The organism is Streptomyces sp. NPDC059534 (assembly GCF_042743475.1).
Classification (GTDB): domain Bacteria; phylum Actinomycetota; class Actinomycetes; order Streptomycetales; family Streptomycetaceae; genus Streptomyces.
Genome location: NZ_JBHWAQ010000032.1, coordinates 32,814 through 51,163, shown reverse-complemented (window position 1 = coordinate 51,163; position 18,350 = coordinate 32,814). Strand labels below are relative to the sequence as shown.

Below are 18,350 nucleotides of genomic sequence, written 5' to 3'. Positions count from 1 at the left end.
TTCATTCCCCCAGATCGAGAGTGAGTTTGGTGACGGCGAACGCCTCGGCATAGCGCGTGTGGCTTTCGATGCCGCGGATACGGGCCAGCCCGAGGAAGGCTTCCCGGTCGTACCAGGGCCGGTGCCGCTGCGAGGGGTAGTGCTCCTGCAGCAGCCGCACCTTCCGTTCGGCGATCTCCGGTGTGAGCGGCTGGTACGCGGACGGACGGCCGAGATCGCCGTCCCATTTGACGATCTCGTACCCGAGGACGAGGTGGTCGCGGAACGCGGTGGTCATCAGCTTCGCCAGGCCGCGGTGATCCTGGTGCGCGTCGTCGGTCCGCGGGGCCAGCACGAGATCGGGGTCGGTCCGCTCGCGCAGCTCCTCGACCGCGGCCTTGGCCTCCTCCCAGTGCGCGGGCAGCCGGCCGTCCGGCAGCTTGTGCACGGTCAGCCGCAGGTCGGCGCCGGGGCAGAAGGCGGCCAGCGCGGCCTGCTCCTCCTGCTCCCGCTCGCTGCCGCCGCCGGAGAGCACCATCGCGTCGACCCGGATGCCCGGGTGCGCGAGGCACATCGTCAGCAGGGTGCCGCCGGCGCCGATGGCGATGTCGTCGCAGTGCGCGCCCACCGCGGCGATCCGGTCCAGGCGCCCGGTCCCGAGCCGGATCACGCGGTCCCCGTCCGCGCACCGGCCCGGCCCGCCTCCGCGCCGCCGTGCTCCCACACGGCCCACGGGCGGTCGCCCCGACTGTAGGCGTCGTCGAGCGCCGCCCGCTCCTTCACGGTGTCGGTCGGCTTCCAGAAGCCGCGGTGCTGGTGGGCCACCAGCCTTCCGCGCTTGGCCAGTTCGGCGCAGCCGTCGGCGACCAGGTCCCCGTTCTCCGGGATGTGGTCGAAGACCTCCTGGCGGAGGACGAAGTAGCCGCCGTTCTCCCACAGCGGCAGTTCGCTCACCGGGGTGATGCCTCCGACCAGGCCGTTGTCGCCCAGTTCCACGCAGTGGAACGAGGACTGCGGCGGCACCACCATCATCGACGCGCCGGCGTCGCGCCGGGAGAACCGGTCGATCATCTCCGGCAGCGGGGCGTCGGTGAGCACGTCGGCGTAGTTGGCGAGGAACATCTCGTCGCCGTCCAGGTGGTGACGCACCCGGCGCAGCCGCTCGCCGATCGGCGACTCGATGCCGGTCTGCACGAAGGTGATCGACCAGGAGGAGATGTCGGTGGACAGCAGCTCGGTCCTGCCGCCCCGCAGCACGAAGTCGTTGGACGTCGTCTCCTCGTAGTTGAGGAAGAAGTCCTTGATGTGGTGGGCCCCGTAGCCGAGGCACAGGATGAACTCCGTGTGCCCGAAGTGCGCGTAGTAGCGCATGACGTGCCAGATCAGCGGGCGGGGACCGACCATCGCCATCGGCTTGGGGACGTCGTCGGAGCTTCCGTTGCGCATCCGCATCCCGTAGCCGCCACAGAAGAGAACGACCTTCATGACTTGACCTCGACAATGCTCAGTTCCGGGATGGGGAAGACCAGCCGGCCACCCCAGTCGTGGACGAAGGACAACTGCTCGACCAGCTCGGTCCGCAGGTTCCACGGCAGGACCAGGACGTAGTCCGGCTTGTCGGCGGCGATCTGCTCGGGCGCGAGGATCGGGATGCGGGTGCCCGGCGTGAACCGGCCGTGCTTGTAGGGGTTGCGGTCGACCGTGTACGCGAGCAGGTCGGGCCGGATGCCGCAGTGGTTGAGCAGGGTGTTGCCCTTGCCCGGGGCGCCGTAGCCGACCACCGTCTCGCCGCGCTCGGCGGCCTCGATCAGGAACCGCAGCAGGTCCCGGCGCACCTTGGCCACCCGGGCGGAGAACTCGGTGTATCCCGACAGCTCCTGGAGCCCGGCGGCCTTCTCCCGGTCGAGCACCTCGGCCACGCGCGCCGACGGCTCGCCGGCCACTTCGGCGGGCCGGGCCCACAGCCGGATGGAACCGCCGTGCGTGGGCAGCAGCTCGACGTCCACGAGGGTGAGTCCGCCGCTCGCCAGCGCCCGGATCGCGGAGGCGACCGTGTAGTACTGGAAGTGCTCGTGGTAGATCGTGTCGTACTGGTTCTCCTCGATCAGGGTCAGCAGGTGCTGCACCTCGATGGAGACCCAGCCGTCGTCGGCGACGAGGGCCCGCAGCCCCTGGGTGAAGCCGATCACGTCGGGGATGTGCGCGTACACGTTGTTGGCCACGACCAGGTTCGCCGGGCCGTGTTCGGCGCGGACGCCCGCGCCGGTGTCCGGGTCCAGGAACGCCGTGAGCGTCGGCACACCCGCGTCCCGGGCGGCGGCGCCGACGTTCACCGAGGGCTCGACGCCGAGGCAGCGGATCCCGCGGTCCACCACGTGCTTCAGCAGGTACCCGTCGTTGCTCGCGACCTCGACCACGAAGGCGTCGTCGCCCAGCCCCACCCGCTGGACGGCGCCGGCGACGAACGTGCGCGCGTGCTCCACCCAGGACGTCGAGAAGGAGGAGAAGTACGCGTACTCCGTGAACGTCTCCTCCGGCGTGATCAGCGGAGGGATCTGCGCGAGCCAGCAGTCGGTGCAGACCCGCAGGTGCAGCGGGTACGCCGGCTCCGGCCGGTCCAGTTCGTCCGCGGCGAGAAAGCTCTCGCACGGCGGCGTCGCCCCGAGATCGACGACGCTCTCCAGCGCCGCCGAGCCGCAGAGTCGGCATCGTGTCATCTACTGCCCCCATCCCCGCTCGCGCCGGTGTCCCGGCGCGAGCCTGTGCTTGTTTCCCTGGTCGGCGACGGGCCGTCCCCGCCACCGGACCGCCCCGCTGTCGCGGCGCGGTACTCCTCCTCCAGACGCTTCAGCCCGACGGACGGGCTGAAGTGGCTTTCGTAACGGCGCCGGGCCGCCTCGCCCATCTCCCGGTTGCGGGCCGGATCGGCCGCGATCCGGCGCAGACGGGACGCGAGTTCCGCGGCGTCGCCCGGCCGGTGCAGCAGACCGGTCTCGCCGTCCTCGACGAGCTCGACGAAGCCGCCGTGACCCGCCGCGACGGCCGGGACCCCCGCCGCCATCGCCTCGGCGACCACCAGGCCGAACGTCTCCCGGGCCATCGAGGGCGCCACCACGGCCACCGACCGCGCGACGGCCTCCCGGCACTGCTCCGGGTCGTACAGGCCGACGTACCGCACGTCGTCCCGGCCCGCCGCCCAGGCGGACACCTCCCGCTCCAGCGGCCCCGCGCCGGCGATCACGAGCGGCACGCCCAGCCCGCCGCCGGCGGCGATCTCGTCCCACGCGGCCATGAGCAGCGGTACGCCCTTGGCCTCCGCGAGCCGGCCGAGGAAGAGCAGGTGCTCGCCGTCGTCCTTCCGGCCGACGCCCGGGTCGGGCACGAAGTTGTGCTTCACCGTGAGCCGTTCGGCCGGCATGCCGGACCGCACCAGGACGTCGCGCTGCGCCGCCGAGATACAGAGGAACCGCTCGACGCCGGACCACCACCGCCGCCGGTTGACCGACAGGCTGACCGCGAGCGGAACCGTCGCCAGCCGGGAGTTCCGGTAGCAGCCGTGCCGGACGGCGGGCAGCGACGCGGCCGTCCCGACGCACTCGGTGCAGGGCCGGCCGTCCCGGTGCAGGGTGCCGGGCGGGCAGACCTGGGTGTAGTTGTGCAGCGTGGCGACGACGGGCACGCCCACGTCGGCGCAGGCGGCCAGCACCGCGGGCGACAGGAGCGGGAAGACGTTGTGGACGTGCACCACGTCCGGCCGCTCGGTACGGAGCCGGGCGGCGAGTTCCGTGCGGACCGCCGGGTTCCACGGCACGAGGAGCGGCACCGCGGCCTTGGCGAGGAGGGACCGGGCGGCGATGTCGTCGCTGCGCCGCTCGAACACCTCGACCCGGTGGCCGGCCGCGCGCAGCAGCCCCACCTCCTCGTCGACGACTCTGTTCTCCCCGCTCGGCTGCGCCGAGGAATAGCGGTTGTGCACCACAAGGACATGCATGCTCAGGTCACCTCCGGGCCCATCGCGGGATACGCGGCCGAGGGATTTCGGCCGTCGGGAGCGGCGTCGCCGCGGCGGGGGCCGCGAGCAGCGAGGCGGCCAGGGCGAGATGCAGCAGATACGCCGAGGCGTCGCCCAGCCCGGCCTCGGTGTACGAGGAGAGAGCGACGTAGCTGATCAGGAAGATCGCGCAGGCCCTCGGCAGCGACGGCGGCCGCAGCAACGCGACGGCGCCGAGCACGATGAGCATCGCCGCCACGATGGTGACGCCGATCAGGCCCTGTTCGTTGTAGACGGCCAGCCAGCTGTTGTCGATCGGCAGCCCGTCGAACGACTTGTCGCCCAGGCCCGTGCCGAACACCGTCTCCCCGGCCGTCCGGGGCGCCGACAGCAGGGCGTCCCAGACCTTGGCCCGGCCGGTGAGGTTGGAGAAGTTCTCCTGGCTCTGGCCGCGCAGGAACCACGAGCGCAGCGCGGAGCTGAACACCACGGCGGCCACCGTGGCGCTCAGCACCGCCCAGGCGAAGACGCGGCGGGCGGCGGCGCTGGTCAGGACGAGTGAGCCGATCGCCAGCGCCAGCCCGATGATCAGTCCGAGCGTGGCCGTCCGGGTGTGGGTCATCGCGAGCAGGACGAGCGACGGCACGATGACCACCGCCGCACCGGCCCCGGTGGTCCGGCGGCCCAGCACGAGCAGCACGGTGAGTCCGATGATCACCGCGGAGTACTGGCCGATCTGCGGCGGGGTGAGCGGCCACAGCGCGCCGACCAGCCGTCCGCCGTAGTACTCGGGCATGGCCGTGCCGGGGGAGACGACCAGGCCGGCGGCCACCAGCGCGAGCACCGCGAAGTACATCCGGATGTGATGGCGGACGAACGTCAGGCTGCCGTCCCACCAGCGGCTGAGCAGCCACAGCGTGCCGATGAAGAGAGCCAGCCGGGCGCAGCGGAACAGCGCGCCCAGCCCGACCTCCAGGTGCACGCTGGAGATCACGCTCGGCACCAGCAGCAGGGTGAGCAGGAACACGAAGGCGCTGGCCCGGATGCGCAGCCGGGGGTTGACCGCGAGCGCCAGCGCGAACGCGGCGACCAGCGCGCCCATGGTGGCCATCTGGATGAGGGAGCGGGGCAGCGGGATGACGGTCTTCGCCCCGGCGGAGCCGAGGGTGTTGAGGGCCAGCAGTGCCCAGACCGCACCGACGATCTTCGGCGTGTGGTGCTGCGCCTCCATCTCAACCACCGTCCCGTGTGCGGAGGGTGCTGCCCGCGTCCTGCCGGTACGGCGCGCCCTGCCACTGCGCGAAGTCGAGCTTCCGGCCCGGGTCGTGGGCGACGAACGTCCACGGTCCGACGTAGACGTTGTCGTGCCAGCGGTTGTGCTGCTCGTGGGTGATCGCCGCGGCCACGCGGTCGCCCCGGTACGGCGACCCCTCCGGAGGAGCGCCGGAGTCGGCCAGTACCGCCATGCGGTCGCACATCACGGTGCAGTCGACGACGGACTTGTCCAGCGTGAAGCGGTTCCCGTGGATGTCCACCCGCTGGGTCCTCCACCGGCAGTCGGCGTAGAGCGGTGCGGTGGCGATCGCGGGCGGCGCGCAGCGGCCGGTGTCCTTCACCAGCAACGTGCAGTAGTCCGTCGAGGTGTTGGCCGGGCTGTTGCAGTACCGGTCGGCGTTCTCCCACAGGGTGATCCCGGACCAGTTGTCCTCCAGCAGGTTCCGGTGGATCTCGATCCTGTCCGTGCGGGCCGGGACGCGCGGTTCGCCGCCGGACTCGGACACGTAGACGGTCGCGTACGGGAAGTCGTCGCCGGTCTTGGCGGCACCGCGGCCCTCGACCCAGTTGTTCCGCCGGATCGTGTTGTCGCGGATGACCGCGTTGTAGCTGGTCTCGTAGATCAGCGCGGCACCGTCGTTGGCCTCCAGCACGTTGTCCTCGATGCGGAAGTCGTTGTTGTTGGTGTCCGCCCACAACCCGGCTCCGCGGTTGTCGTGCACCCAGTTCCCGCGGACGTCGGCGCCGTCGACGGCCCAGAACTTGATGCCGGCGGTGCAGCCGCAGCCCGGCTGCCGCCGCTCCCAGTCGTCGGTGTTGTTGCCCACGACCTCGTTGCCCTCGACCACCAGGCCCTTGATGGAGTCGCCGGTCTTGTAGGCGTTCATGCCGTACTGGCCGTTGTCGCGCAGGCAGCTGGCGCGGACCTGCTGGCGGGCACCGGCCATCAGCCCGGCACCGGAGTTGTACTGGATCTTCGCGTGCTCGATCACCCATCCGTCGGCCATGTCGTGGTTGACCACACCCTCGTTGTTCGGAGCGGCGAAGCGCTGCACGGTCAGGTGGCGGATGGTGACGTCGCGGGCGGTCCCGCCGAACGCGTACTGGTTGGTCCTGCCGCCGTCGAGCACCGCGCCCGGCGCTCCGAGATAGCGGTTCCCCTCCTTGGGCACGACCTGGGCGTACGCGTCCGGCTCCAGCCGGTGCCGGCCCGGCCGAAGCCAGAACGTGGTGTGCGCGGGGCTGCTCTCGGTCTTCGCGGCCAGGTCCCCGACGACCCCGGGGTCCACCGTCACCGCGCCCGGCGGCGCCTTCACCGGTCCGGCCGAGGGCCGGGCGCACACCCGGGCCGGGGAGGTGCCGGACGCCCCGGCCCCCGACGCCTCCGACGTCCCGGGCGTGCCGGACGGCCCGGACGCGGCGTGCGTCCGGGTCGGCCTCGCCGGGGCGTCCGACGGGGTCGTACAGCCGGTCACCACCGGCAGGAGCAGCACCAGCGGTGCCGCCGGCACCGTCCAGTGCCGCCACTTGATCACCACGCGTCCCCCTAGCCGCGGAACCTGAGCATGGTGGTGAACCCCTCCGAGCCGTCGGCGAAACCGGAACCGACCAGCGTCGTGGCGGGTTCCTTGCGTCCGAAGCCGGCGGAGTACCAGCCCAGCGGCGGATTGCTCTCGCCCCGATGCGCCCGCCAGGACAGCTGTCCGGGCAGGTCGAGCTCCGCGGAGCGGTCCTCGCCGTCCCGGGTCCAGGTCAGCACGGCCCGGTTCCCCACCAGGTCCGCGGTGATCGCCGGACCGAGGTGGAACGCCAGCCGTACGGCCGCGCGCGGGCCGCTCACCTCGTCCACCACCTTCAGCTCCCGGCTCTCGGCCGTCAGCTCCACCCGGCGGCGGTGCACGGACTGTCCGTACCCGTCGTGCTCGGCGGACCAGCGGGCCACGCCCTCGCCGCCCGCGTCCGCGACCAGGACGCGGCTGCGGGCGTGCCGGGTCCACAGGAACGGGCCGCCCGAGACGGACTGGTCGACGCCGTCCAGCTGGAGGGTGTTGTGGCCGAGGGTCGACCGGAAGTACTGCCGCCACGCGGGCTGCCCGTGGTAGCAGAACGTCCCCGGGTCGGCGAGCACGTCGACCCCGTCGTGCCGGACCTCCACGGACAGCGCGTCCGCGTGCGCGTGCGCGGCGATGGACAGGAACCCGTGCGGACCGCCGTCGCAGCGGCACCAGATCTCCTCCGGACCGCGCAGGATGGTCATGCCCGCGTCGGCGAAGTGCGCCGGCCGGCTCGCCGGACGGGACACGGACGGCGACGAGGGCCGGACGAGCGCGGCCAGCAGCGGGGTGCGCACGTCGGTGCCGTTCACCGCGGGCCACCAGGCGAGCCGGCCGAACACGGCGTCCCCGGTGGCGAGCAGCGAGCCCCAGCGGTCGGTGCCCGCGCCGTCCACGATCAGACCGTGCCCGTCGTCGGAGTCCCCCTGGCGCGGTGGCCGCAACCGGCCGTCCACGACGGCCGCGAGCGCGTCGGTCATCCGCAGCAGCACCAGCCGGACCGTCGCGGGGACCGGCACACCGGCGGTGTCCGCCTCGGCCACGGCGGCCAGGCCGAGCTCCAGCACCAGCCCGTGGTACTCGGTCGCCAGCTCGCGGTTGAGGCCCGAGCCGTAGGTGTTGCCGCGCAGGTGCCGCTCCAGCGACCGCAGCGCGTCGGCCCGCCACCGCTCCGACGAGGGGAACCAGCCGAACGCGCAGGCCGCGGCGAACTGCCCGGCGGCCTCGGCGATGACGTGGTTGTTCGCCGAGGACCCCCGGCTGGGGAACGCGGCCAGCCAGCGCTGGTGGTGCCAGATCTGGTGGAGCGCCACCGGGTTCTCCTCGAACAGCCCGGCCGCGCCCGGCCAGCCGTCGAGGAGCCGGCGCACCCACACCCAGGACAGCAGCCGGATCCCCAGCTCGATGCCGCTGGTCCAGTGCACCCCGCGCAGCGGCGCGTTGGCCGCCCACCACGACCGCAGGTGCTCGGCCACCCGCTCGGCGTACCGCTCGTCCCCGGTGACCGCGTAGGCGGCGGCGAGCACGGTGAGGTACTGATGCCGGGACAGCTCCCAGATCTGCTTGACGTCCCCGACCGCCTCCTCGTCGCGGTACGGCACGTCGAAGGCGTAGCCCCACGGGGCCCGGCGCCCGGTCTTCGGGTCGTACCACCAGTCCGGATCGACCAGGTCGTCGCGCTCCACCCCGAAGTACTCGGCGTGCCCGGCCATCAGCCGGTCCGCCTCGGCCACCAGACGCTTCGCGGCGTCCGGCGGCACCGACGCGATCGTCCCCGCGGGCAGCACCGCGGTGAACCGGGCGCCGGTCACGGCCGGGCAGACCGGCCGCGCCGACCGCCACCGCCGTCTGCGCAGCGTGTCGCCCACCCGGCCGCCGACCTCCCGCGGCCCCATCCGGGACAGCCGCCGCAGGTACCAGCCCGCGCTCATCGTCATCGGGCGCCCGCCAGCGTCACCGGCACACCACCGGCCAGGGCGGCCTGCACGGCGAGGGTGGCCGAGGTGGTGGCGACCAGCGACTCCAGCGGCACCGGCATCGGGCCGCCGGTCCGCACGGCCTTCACGAACGCGGCCAGCTCGGCGGACTGGCCCTTGTCGCGGGCCTTGGGCAGCCGCGAACTGACCCACCGCTTGCCGCCGTACACCGAGGCGCGGACGAAGTCGTCGAGCCGCAGCACCTTGCCGTCCGCGACGAGGTCCAGCGTCTCCTTGGGGAAGCCCGGCGCGCCGGTGGTGACGTAGCTGAGGGTGGCGGTGGACCCGTCCGGGTAGTGCAGCACGACCTGGAGGTCCTCGTTGCCGGGCGTGGCGGCCGCGTACACCGACACCGGGTCGGCGCCCAGCAGCCAGCTCGCCGTGTCGACGAAGTGCCCGCCCTCGCCGGCGAAGCGCGAGCCCTCGGTGCCCTGCCGGAGGTACCAGCTGCCGTGCTGGAGGCTGCCCGCGTTGACCAGGTAGCGGAGGCTCGCCGGACCGGTCCGGGCGCCGAACTGCTTCCGCGCCTCCTGCAGCAGCGGCGCGAACCGGCGGTTGAAGCCCACCTGCAGCCGGTCGTTGCCGGACTCCTCCACCGCCGCCAGCACGCCGGCCAGCTCGTCCTCGGTGAGCGCCAGCGGCTTCTCCACGAACACCGTCTTGCCGGCGAGCAGCGCCTTCCGGGTCAGGTCGGCGTGCGAGCTGTGGCGGGTGACCACGAACACCGCGTCGATGGACGCGTCGCCGAGCACCGCGTCGAGATCGGTGGTCGCCTCGGCGAAGCCGAACTTCCGCTGCGCGTTGGCCGCGGACAGCGCCGTCGTGGTGACGACCGTGGACAACTCCACGCCGTCGCGCTGTGCCAGGTGCGGCAGCAGCATCGACGTCGCGTAGTTCCCGGCGCCGATGAACGCCAGCCGCACCGGCGTCTTCGCGGGCCGGGCCGGGGCCGGTACTCCGCCGCCGCGTCGCACCGCGGGCACGGCCACCGCAGGGGTCTCGGCCTCCGCCGCGGGTTCGGGGTACCGGAACAGCACCGCGACGGCCTTCAGGTCGCCGTCCTTCAGTCGCCGGTACGTCTCGACGGCGTCGTCGAAGTCGGCGATGTGGGAGACCAGGGGCTCCACGTCGACGCTGCCGCGGGCGACGAGATCGAGGAAGCACGCCAGGTTGCGGCGCTCGGTCCAGCGCACGTAGCCGATCGGGTAGTCCCGCCCCTCCAGCTCGTACTCCGGGTCGTAGCGCCCGGGGCCGTAACTGCGGGAGAACCGGACGTCGAGCTCCTTCTCGTAGTACGCGTTCCACGGCAGGTCCAGGCGGCACTTGCCGATGTCGACGACCCGGCCCCGGTCCCGGCAGAGCCGGGCGGCCAGCTCGACGGGCTGGTTGCTGCCGCCGCCGGCGGCCAGATACACCTGGTCCACGCCGTGACCGTCGGTGAGTTCGGCGACGGCGGCCTCGACGGCAGCGGACGCGGGGTCGCCGCAGGCCGCGGCGCCCAGGCGCTCGGCGAGCTCGCAGCGCGCCGGATCGGGGTCGGCCCCGACGACGCGGACTCCCGAGGCGGTGAGGAGCTGCACCACCAGCTGCCCGATCAGCCCGAGGCCGATGACCAGCGCCACCTCGCCGAGCTGCGGCTCGCCCTGGCGGACGCCCTGCATCGCGATCGACCCGACGGTGCCGAAGGCCGCGTGCCGCGGCTCCAGGCCGTCCGGCACCGGGACGTAGAGGTTCTTCGGCACCCAGTTCAGCTCGGCGTGCAGCGCGTGCTCGTTGCCGGCGCAGGCCACGAGGTCGCCGACCTTCACGTCGTCGATCCCGCTGCCGACCTGCTCGACCACCCCGCACAGCGAATAGCCCAGCGGCGTGTACGAGTCCAGCTTGCCCATCACCTTGCGGTAGGTGGCGGGCACCCCGTTGGTCGCCACGCTCTGCACGACCTTGGCCACCTGGTCCGGCCGGGAACGGGCCTTGCCCAGCATCGACATGCCGGCCTCGGAGACCTTCATCAGCTCGGTCCCGGTGGATATCAGCGAGTAGGCGCTCCGGACCAGCACACCGCCCGGCTTGCACGCCGGCATCGGCACGTCGAGCACCGCCAGCTCGCCACTCTTGTAGTTCTGAACGACCTGTTTCACCGAAGTCCTCTTGTTTCTACGCAGTCAGTTCTCGCCGGACCCGGAGGTCGCGCCGCGATACCAGTACTCGAGGGTCAGCACATGCCACAGATGCTTGGAGAAGTCCCGCTGCCCGGCGGCGTCCTCCGCGACCATGCGCGCCAGCGCGTCGCGGCGCAGGAGCCCGGACCGGACGAGGACGCCGTCGTGCACCACCTCGCGGACCAGCGGTGCCAGATCCCGGCTCATCCAGGCCCGCAGCGGGGCGCTGAACAGGCCCTTCGGCCGGTACACGATCTCCCGGGGCAGGATCGAGGTGGCCGCCTCTTTGAGGACGGCCTTGCCCTGCCGGCCGACGATCTTGCGGTCGCCCGGCACGGCGAACGCCGCCTTGACCACCTCGACGTCCACGTACGGCACCCGCACCTCGGTCGACGCCGCCATGCTCGACCGGTCCGTGTACGCGAGGTTCAGGCCCGGCAGGAACATCCGCGCGTCGCCCAGGCACATGCGGTTCACGAAGTCGTCCAGGTCGTTGTCCCGGTAGACGTCCGCGTGCTCGGTCAGCACGTCATCGACCGTCCCGGCCAGATCCGGATCGACCAGGTCGAGCAGCTCGGACCGGTCGTACATGGTGTAGCTGCGCCGGAACGCGGTCTCCTCCGGCAGATCCGCGAAGGACAGGAACCGCTTCGCGAAGCGCACCGACCGGTACCCCCGGCGGGCCGTGGCGACCGGCAGCCGGTCCACGGCCGCCGACACACCCCGCCGCAGGGGCCGCGGGACGCGCTGGTAGCGCAGCGCGATCAGGTTCGCCAGGTGCTTGCGGTAACCGGCGAACAGCTCGTCGGCCCCCATCCCCGACAGCATCACCTTGACCCCGGCCTCCCGGGCGGCCGAGCAGATCAGGAACGTGTTGATCGCGGCCGGGTCGCCGATCGGCTCGTCCAGGTGGTACGTCATCCGCGGCAGCATGTCGAGCACGTTCGGCGCGATCTCGATCTCGTGCAGATCGACGCCGAACCGCTCGGCCACCCGCCGGGCATAGCGCAGGTCGTCCGGCATCGCCTCGAACCGGGCGTCCTCGGCACGGAACCCGATCGTGTAGGCCGAGATGCCGGGCCGGTCGCGGGCCGCCAGCGCGGTCAGATAGCTGGAGTCGAGACCGCCGGAGAGGAACGTCGCCACGGGCACGTCGGCGAGCAGATGGCGCCGGGTCGACTCCTCGACGACGGCCGCGATGTCCGGCAGCTCGCCGCTCCGGGCCCGCTCCCGGCCCTCGGCGGCGACGTCCTTGAGGTTCCAGAACCGGCCGCGCTCCACCTGGCCGTCGGGCCGGCACCGCAGCCAGGTCCCCGGCGGCAGCTTCTCCGCCTCGCGGAACGCGCACCGCGAGTCCGGCACCCAGTAGTACAGGAGCGAGGCCACCAGCGCCGCCTGGTCCACCTCCAGCGACCCGCCGGTCACGGCGGCGAGCGCCTTGAGCTCGGAGGCGAACACCAGGCCCCCGCCCCGCCGCAGCAGGAACAGAGGCTTGATGCCGAGCTGGTCGCGGGCGAGCACCAGCTCACCGGTCCGCTCGTCGAAGATCCCGAACGCGAACATGCCGCGCAGCCGCGGCAGGCAGTCCGTGCCCCAGCGCCGCCACGCCTCGAGGAGCACCTCCGAGTCGGAGGTACCCCGGAAACGCACCCCGGCGGCCGTCAGTTCGGCGCGCAGCTCGGGCGCGTTGTACAGCTCGCCGTTGTACGTCAGGACGAGGCCGTCCGAGACCATCGGCTGGGCGCCGGTCTCGGACAGGTCGACGATGGCCAGCCGGCGGTGCCCGAGGTGCACTTCGCCGTCACCGGCGGAGTGGCTGTAACGGCCCGCCCCGTCCGGACCACGGTGGGCGAGGATGTCGGTGAGCCGGTCGGCCACGACCTTCCCGTCCGGCCACCGGTACGTGCCTGCGATGCCACACATGTCCTACCGTGCCTCCTGGTCGCTTTCCGGTACCCGTGCCCACATGGGCAGCCGCTCCGCCCGCCGCCGGCCCGTTCCGCTCTGCCGGGCGAGCAGTTCCTTCCGCCCGCGCAGCGCGGTCTGCAGGCCGTCCCACAGCGTGCCGTCGGTCCGGTCCCGCGGATCGGGATCGATCAGCACCACACCGATCACCGGGATGTGCTGGTCGGCGAGTTGCCGCGCCACGGTGTGCAGCCATGCGGCGCTGCCGTGCCCGGCCCGCACGACGAGCACGGTCCGCGTGCCGAGGTACTGGAGGTCGGTCCACGCCGTGCCGGGCGCCACCGAGCCGACGCCGATCAGGCGCTCCTGGTGCGCCACGGCCGCGGCGCGCTCGCCGCCGACCACCACCGGGTCTCCCGGCCTCGGGCGGCGGTCGGCGAGCTGCCGGCCGGGCAGACCGTCGACGACGACCACCGGCCCGTCCGCCGACAGGGCCCTGGTGAGGTCCAGGGCGATCACGCTCGCGTCGCGCGCACAGCCGAGTTCCAGCAGCGACACCGGTTCCGCTGAGCCGTGCACGGTACGCGCCAGGGACGCGGCGAGCCGTTCGCGGGCCGCCCGGGCCCGGCGGCGCCGCCACGGCGCGGACGACCCGCGGGGCAGCTCCGCGATGACCGAGGCGCCGAGGTTCGCCGCGATCTCCCGGCGCAGCACCGGGCGGTCCGCCACCACCGCGCCGACCGCGGACACCGCGAGCCCGAGGACCAGCCCGAGGGCGAACCCGATCGCGGCGTCGGTGGCGGCGGTCCTGGGCAGAGAGTGCCGCACCGCCCGCGGGGCGTCCACGATCTGCGTGCCGGCCACGAGCCGGGGTGTGCCGACGCGTGCCTCGGCGGCGCGCTGGTCGAAATCGCTGATGCGCGAGGTGAGTTCGGCCCGGCGGGCGAAGAGCGACTCCATGTTCGCCGACGCCTTCGGTCCGCTCTGCGGCGCCCCGTCCCCGATCGACTTGTTGACCTGGGCGAGTTCGTCCCGCATCCGGTCGCGCTGGTCGAGCAGGGCCTTCGCCTCGGCGTTCGCCGCCTCCTGTATCCGCCTCACGTGGTCCGCGACGAACACGTCGGCCAGCGCCTGGGCGCGGGCCACCGCCTCCGCGTCCGTGTCACCGGTCACCTCGATCTGCAGCAGGTTGTTGGTCAGGCCGGCACCCGTGTAGTCCCGCATGAAGTCCTCCGGCTTCTCGGGGGACTTGAGGGACTGCAGGGCCTTGCCGGCGATACGGGTGGTCTGCAGCAGCGCGACGTCGGTGCGGATCAGCGTTCCGGGGTCGTTCGGCTGGTCCTCCTGGTGCGCGACCAGCAGCTTGGTCACCGCGGTCGGCGGCGGCGGCAGCAGTACCGCCACCGCCGTGCCGAGGAGCAGCCCCAGCAGCGCCAGGGAGGACCAGACGCGGCGCCGCCTCCGCACCGCCACGACCAGCGACTGCAGGTCGAGCAGGGGAGCGGCGGCCGGCGGCTCGGATGTCGTACTCGTCGTCACCCTGCAACTCCCGTCGCCTCGTCGGCCACCGCGAGCTCCGGTGCGACGGCATGTCGGGTACGGCCGGCGGACCGTGCCGGACGGGTCAGGACCGTGCCCGCGAGGACGATGCCGACGACCTCGTGCCCGGCGTCCGCGCACGCCTCGGCGACGCCGGCGAGCTCGCCGGCGGTCCAGTTGGCCGCGCTGAGCACGACCAGGGCACCGGACTCGTCGTCGCGGTCCGGCAGCATCGGCTGGGACACCGAGACCCCCACCATCCGCAGCAGGGGGTGTCCCTTGCCCGAAGCGCCCGGGGAGGGATCGCCCGGGGCCTCGGCGACGAGCTGCTCGGCGGCCCGGCGGGCGATCTCGTCGCCGTCCGGGACGACGACCAGCAGTCGCCGGGAGGCCGGCAGCCGGTCCCGGAGGCGGGCGTACACCCGCCGGTAGCGGACCTGTCGGCTCGCCTCGTCGCCGGACGTCCGCGGCGCCGGTATGTCCCACCGGACGTCGACGCCGAGGAGCCGGCGGATCCAGGCCCGCGGGCCACGGCCTCCCGGCCGGTGCGCGGCCCGCTCGGCGGGCACGTCGACCGTACCCAGCAGCGTCGAGCCCAGTGCCGCGGCGATCTCCGGTTCGGTGCGCAGCCGGCGGCTCATCCGGGCGGCGGTGAGATGGGCGACGACCGCGACCAGGAAGAACAGCAGCGCCCCGGCGACGATGAGCTGCGTCCTCGTCGGCGGTGCCTCGCCGGCCGGCCGGGCCGCCGGGCCCATGACGACCAGGTTGGCCTTGACGGCCTTGTTGGCGGCCGGGTCGGCCTGGTCCAGCTTGTCGACGGCCTCCCGCAGCGCGGTGCGCAGCTTCTCCAGGTCGGTGCGGGTCTGCACGCTCTCCACGGTCCGTCCCGGGTCGGCCGCGTCCGCCAGCTCGGTGATACGGCGGTCGGTCTGCACGACCAGCTGGCGCAGCGCGTCGAGCCGCGCCGCCGCGTCGAGGTCGGCGTTGTTTCCCGTGATCTGTGCGGCGAACGCGACGAACTGCCGGGCCACCTGGTCGGAGAGCTGCTGTGCCCGCTCCGGGGTGTCGGCCGTGCCCGAGATCTTGATGATGTTCCCGTCGGAGGTCTCGGCGCTCACCTGTTCCCGCAGCTCGCGGCCGCCGACCCCGTGCCAGCCGAGGGCGGCGGCGGCGCGGTCGACCACCACCGAACTGGTCGCGATCTCCGTCTGGGTCCTGAGCTCGCGTTCCTCCCAGGCTCCGGGCAGCAGGACCGAGGCCGACGTCGTGTAGCGCGGCGGAAGAAGAAAGGAGGTGCTGTAGCCGACGAGCGCGCCCACCACCACGAGGAGGGCGAGCAGCCGCCGGCGCCGACGGACAATCCGCCCGATCGTGACCAGGCGTATCGTGTCATCGCTCAACGGTGCGGCCTCGTCCCTGTGCCGTCCGGGGAGCCCGCCGACACCACGGCGTGGTCACGGCAGGCAGCGGCGTAGGCGGCGAGCAGCGACCGCTGGGAGTTCCGCCAGGCGAGCGGCCCGTTGATCCGCTCCTGGCCGATCTTGCCCATGCGGGCCCGCTCCTCCGGATCGTCCAGCAGCAGCGCGACGAGCCGGGCGAACTCGGTCTCGTCGTCGGCGGCCGCGTAGACGGCGGCGTCACCGGCGGAGACCCGGGCCTCCTTGAGGTCGAACGAGACGATCGGCCGGCCCATCACCATGTACTCCAGGACCTTGTTCATGGTCGACACGTCGTTGAGCGGGTTGCACGGGTCGGGGGAGAGGCACACGTCCGCGGTGGACAGGTAGCGCACCAGATCGGCGTCCGGCACGCGCCCGGTGAACTCCACCTGCTCCGAGAGCCCGAGCCGCCGGGACAGCTCCACCATCGCGTCGAAGGTGTCGCCGGAGCCGACGAACACCGCGTGCCAGTCGGTCCGTCCGTGCACGTCGCGCAGCTTCGCGAGCGCCCGCAGGGCGTAGTCGACGCCGTCCTGCGGTCCCATGACGCCGAGATAGCACAGCAGATGGGGCTTGCCGCGCTTCAACTCCGGCTCCGGCGGCACGGGGTGGAACCGTTCGGTGTCGGGCGCGCTGCGCACCACGAACACGTCCTCGGGCCGCTTGCCGCCGCGGCGCACCGCGACGTCCCGGTAGCTCTCGTTCGTGGCGAGCACGACGTCCGCGGCCCGGTAAGTGCGCCGTTCCAGCGCGCACACGGCGCGGTAGAGCAGGTCCTTGCCGCGGTCGAACCGGGAGAGGTACAGCTCGGGCACCAGGTCGTGCTGGTCGAAGACGAAGCGCGCCCCGCGCCGCTTCAGCCACAGGGCGGGCAGGAACAGCAGGTCCGGCGGGTTGCAGGCGTGGACCACGTCGACCGGGCCGACCTTCCGGGCCAGCCGGAGCGTGTGCCACAGCGCCGATCCGTACTCCCGCAGGTAGCCGGCCGGCCCGCCGGTCGCCGCGCGCAGCGGGTAGCGGTGGATCCGCACCCCGTCGATCTCCGCCTCCGGCTCCGTGTCCCGCTTGGTCCCGCGGGGGCAGATGACGTCCACCTGCCAGCCCGCGGCGCGCAGCGTCGTGCACTCCTGCCACACCCGTCGGTCGAACGGCACCGACAGGTTCTCCACCAGGATCAGCGCGCGCCGGCTCGGCCGGTCGCCGCTGGTCTCGTCACCAAGCAAGGCCCACGTACCCAGGTTCGGCCCGGCGCACGTCGGCGTCGGGAAGGTGGATGAGGTCGATGATCACCGGGTCTCCGCCATGGGGCAGCGCCGACAGCACGGCCGGGTCCCTGGTCCCGACCAGGCACACCTCGGCGTGCTCCAGCACCTCGTCGACGGAGTCGGCGAGCAGCTGCGCGAGGTGCGGCAGCCGGTTCTCGATGTACTCGCGGTTCGCGCCGAGCAGCCGGGACAGGCTCACGTTGGCGTCGTGGATCCGCAGGTCGTACCCCTTGCCGAAGAGCCGCTCCGCCAGCTCGACGAGGGGGCTCTCGCGCAGGTCGTCGGTGCCGGGCTTGAAGGACAGCCCGAACAGGCCCACCCGGCGCTTGCCGGTGCGCTCGACCAGCTCCACCGCGCGCTGGAGGTGGTCGGAGTTGGAGGGCAGCACATGGGCGAGGATCGGCACCGAGACGTCGGCCCGCTGCGCCGCGTGGACGAGGCTGCGCAGGTCCTTGGGCAGGCAGGAGCCGCCGAAGGCGAAACCGGGCCGCAGATAGGCGGGGCTGATGTTCAGCTTGCGGTCGGCCAGGAACACGTCCATCACCTGGTGCGAGTCCACGCCGAGTGCCTGGCACACGGCGCCGAGCTCGTTCGCGAAGCCGATCTTGAGGCCGTGGAACGCGTTGTCCGCGTACTTGATCGCCTCGGCCGTCGGGACCGGCACCCGGAACACCTCGCCGGGTACGCCGTCGTACAGCGCCGCCACCACGTCGCCGCTCGCCGGGTCCAGCTCGCCGATGACCGTCTTGGGCGGGTCGAAGAAGTCCCGCACGCTCGTGCCCTCGCGCAGGAACTCCGGGTTGACCGCGACCCCGACGTCCACCCCGGCCGTGCCGCCGACGAACTTCTCGAGGATCGGCACCAGCAGGTTCAGGCAGGTGCCCGGGAGCATGGTGCTGCGGAACACGACGGTGTGCCGTCCGCCCCGCTCGGCCAGCGCGGCACCGATCTCCTCGGTGACCCGCTCCAAGTACGTCGTGCACAGGCTGCCGTTGGGCTCCGACGGCGTCCCCACGCAGATCAGGGACACCTCGCTGCCCATGATCGCCTCGCGGACGTCGTCCGTGGCTCTTAAGGCCCCGGACTCCACGACCTCGGCGACGAGCTCGCCGATCCCCTCCTCGACCACCGGGGCCTTGCCGTCGTTGACCAGGTCGACCTTCACCTGGTTGACGTCCACCCCGATGACCTCGTGACCCATGCTGGCCAGGCACGCGGCCGACACGCAGCCCACGTAGCCGAGCCCGAAAACGCTGACTCTCATGC

At 72.7% G+C, this 18,350-nt stretch carries 13 protein-coding genes; all 13 read right to left on the bottom strand.

The window, feature by feature from the left end; genetic code table 11:
• Window position 1 precedes the first annotated feature (1 nt).
• The 13 genes from ACFVZH_RS30815 to ACFVZH_RS30755 are packed head-to-tail and all read right to left on the bottom strand — an operon-like array spanning window position 2 to window position 18,348.
• Window positions 2-649 (bottom strand): PIG-L deacetylase family protein, encoded by a 648-nt coding sequence (locus tag ACFVZH_RS30815; protein WP_384902419.1) that lies wholly within the window; start codon window positions 647-649, stop codon window positions 2-4.
• The gene (locus ACFVZH_RS30810) at window positions 646-1,464 is read right to left on the bottom strand and encodes a glucose-1-phosphate cytidylyltransferase (RefSeq protein ID WP_384902417.1); all 819 of its coding nucleotides are present in this window, start codon (window positions 1,462-1,464) and stop codon (window positions 646-648) included. Before ACFVZH_RS30810 ends, ACFVZH_RS30815 begins: the two co-directional genes overlap by 4 nt.
• The gene (locus ACFVZH_RS30805; protein WP_384902415.1) at window positions 1,461-2,696 is read right to left on the bottom strand and encodes a class I SAM-dependent methyltransferase; all 1,236 of its coding nucleotides are present in this window, start codon (window positions 2,694-2,696) and stop codon (window positions 1,461-1,463) included. The genes ACFVZH_RS30810 and ACFVZH_RS30805 overlap by 4 nt, the downstream gene beginning before the upstream one ends.
• On the bottom strand, window positions 2,693-3,970 hold the full coding sequence (locus tag ACFVZH_RS30800) for a glycosyltransferase (protein ID WP_384902414.1): 1,278 nt from the start codon (window positions 3,968-3,970) through the stop codon (window positions 2,693-2,695). Before ACFVZH_RS30800 ends, ACFVZH_RS30805 begins: the two co-directional genes overlap by 4 nt.
• Before the next feature lie 7 nt (window positions 3,971-3,977).
• Complete coding sequence (locus ACFVZH_RS30795) at window positions 3,978-5,201, bottom strand: O-antigen ligase domain-containing protein (RefSeq protein ID WP_384902413.1); 1,224 nt, start codon at window positions 5,199-5,201, stop codon at window positions 3,978-3,980.
• Window position 5,202: 1 nt separating this feature from the next.
• Window positions 5,203-6,783, bottom strand: a complete 1,581-nt coding sequence (locus ACFVZH_RS30790) for a right-handed parallel beta-helix repeat-containing protein (protein ID WP_384902411.1) — start codon at window positions 6,781-6,783, stop codon at window positions 5,203-5,205.
• 8 nt (window positions 6,784-6,791) lie between these two features.
• On the bottom strand, window positions 6,792-8,735 hold the full coding sequence (locus tag ACFVZH_RS30785) for an alginate lyase family protein (protein WP_384902409.1): 1,944 nt from the start codon (window positions 8,733-8,735) through the stop codon (window positions 6,792-6,794).
• Window positions 8,732-10,912, bottom strand: coding sequence for a bi-domain-containing oxidoreductase (locus tag ACFVZH_RS30780; RefSeq protein WP_384902407.1), 2,181 nt, complete (start codon window positions 10,910-10,912; stop codon window positions 8,732-8,734). The genes ACFVZH_RS30785 and ACFVZH_RS30780 overlap by 4 nt, the downstream gene beginning before the upstream one ends.
• Before the next feature lie 24 nt (window positions 10,913-10,936).
• Entirely contained in the window at window positions 10,937-12,856 is a 1,920-nt protein-coding gene (gene asnB / locus ACFVZH_RS30775) for an asparagine synthase (glutamine-hydrolyzing) (RefSeq protein WP_384902405.1), read from the bottom strand.
• Window positions 12,857-12,859: 3 nt separating this feature from the next.
• Window positions 12,860-14,377 carry a Wzz/FepE/Etk N-terminal domain-containing protein gene (locus ACFVZH_RS30770; RefSeq protein WP_384902403.1) on the bottom strand — a complete coding sequence of 506 codons (1,518 nt, stop codon included), beginning with the start codon at window positions 14,375-14,377 and terminating at the stop codon, window positions 12,860-12,862.
• Window positions 14,374-15,780, bottom strand: a complete 1,407-nt coding sequence (locus ACFVZH_RS30765; protein ID WP_384902401.1) for a Wzz/FepE/Etk N-terminal domain-containing protein — start codon at window positions 15,778-15,780, stop codon at window positions 14,374-14,376. Before ACFVZH_RS30765 ends, ACFVZH_RS30770 begins: the two co-directional genes overlap by 4 nt.
• Window positions 15,777-17,042: a glycosyltransferase family 4 protein gene (locus ACFVZH_RS30760; RefSeq protein WP_384902399.1), complete on the bottom strand. Its 1,266-nt coding sequence runs from the start codon at window positions 17,040-17,042 to the stop codon at window positions 15,777-15,779. Before ACFVZH_RS30760 ends, ACFVZH_RS30765 begins: the two co-directional genes overlap by 4 nt.
• Complete coding sequence (locus tag ACFVZH_RS30755; protein WP_384902398.1) at window positions 17,032-18,348, bottom strand: nucleotide sugar dehydrogenase; 1,317 nt, start codon at window positions 18,346-18,348, stop codon at window positions 17,032-17,034. The genes ACFVZH_RS30760 and ACFVZH_RS30755 overlap by 11 nt, the downstream gene beginning before the upstream one ends.
• Between the last annotated feature and the right edge of the window lie 2 nt (window positions 18,349-18,350).